The organism is Stenotrophomonas sp. 2YAF22 (genome assembly GCF_052114665.1).
In the GTDB taxonomy this organism is placed as follows: Bacteria; Pseudomonadota; Gammaproteobacteria; order Xanthomonadales; family Xanthomonadaceae; genus Stenotrophomonas; species Stenotrophomonas indicatrix.
Genome location: NZ_JBFRFE010000924.1, coordinates 1 through 1,061, shown reverse-complemented (window position 1 = coordinate 1,061; position 1,061 = coordinate 1). Strand labels below are relative to the sequence as shown.

At 67.6% G+C, this 1,061-nt stretch carries 1 protein-coding gene; it reads left to right on the top strand.

Annotated features, from left to right (window positions below; all coding sequences use genetic code 11):
• On the top strand, nucleotides 1-1,057 hold a 1,057-nt coding region (locus AB4Y84_RS22305), incomplete at its 5' end, for a glycosyltransferase family 4 protein (protein ID WP_442251012.1).
• Between the last annotated feature and the right edge of the window lie 4 nt (nucleotides 1,058-1,061).

Genomic DNA, 1,061 nt, shown 5'->3' with positions numbered 1-1,061 from the left:
GGTGATGCGCGCGCGCGGCCATCATGTCGCCCTGCTGTGCCAACCGGACGCGCGCCTGGCCATGCGCGCCCGCGACGATGGCTTCACCGTGCATACGCTGCGGATGGGTGGCATGGCCCGGTTGCTGCGCGGCATCTGGTCGGTGTCACGGCTGGTCCACCGCGAGCGCTACGACGTGGTCAACACCACCAGCCGTCGCGACGCATTGATTGCCGCCGCGGGCGCACGCCTGGGCGGCACACCGCTGGTGGTGCGCTCGCGCCACCTGATGAGCCCGGTGAATTCGCTGCTGACCTACACCGGCCTGCCCCACCGGGTCATCACGGTGAGCAACTTCGTCAAGCAACTGCTGGCGGACCGCGGAATTCCCGCCGAGCACATCGGCATCGTGCCGCCGATGGCGGTTGCGCCAACCGACACCACGCATGAGCCCTCCTGGCAGCAGTTGCAGGAGACGCGCGCACGCGTGCGCGCCGAGCTCGGATTCGAGGAACAGGACATCGTCGTAGGCTGCGTGGCAGTGCTGCGCGAACCCAAGGGCCACGCCGAACTGCTGCAGGCCATGGTGCCGCTGTGCAAGGCCAACCCCCGCCTGCATCTGGTGGTGGTCGGCGATGGCCAGGCCGTGATGCAGCGCCTGCAGGCCACCTGCGCCGAACACGATCTGCAGCGCCAGGTTCATCTGCTGGGCTTCCGCAGCGATGCCAGCCAGCTGATGCCCGGCTTCGACATCTTCGCCCTGGCCACACACAAGGAAGCATCGGGCACGGTGTTCCTGGAAGCGGCGCAGGCGGGCCTGCCGATCGTGTCGCATCGGGTCGGCGGTGTGCCCGAAATGCTGGTGGAAGGCAGCAATGCCATCCTCACCCGGCTTGGCGACAATTCCGCGCTCACCGGCGCGCTGCGGCTGCTGGTGGACGATCCCGAACGCCGCCGACAGATGGGTCGTTCCGGCTGGGAGTGGATCTGCAGCGCCAAGCGTTTCAGCCCCGAAGGCCACGCTGAAGCCACCGAACACTACTACCACCAATGGATGAAGGAGCTGGGTCATGGCTAATGCC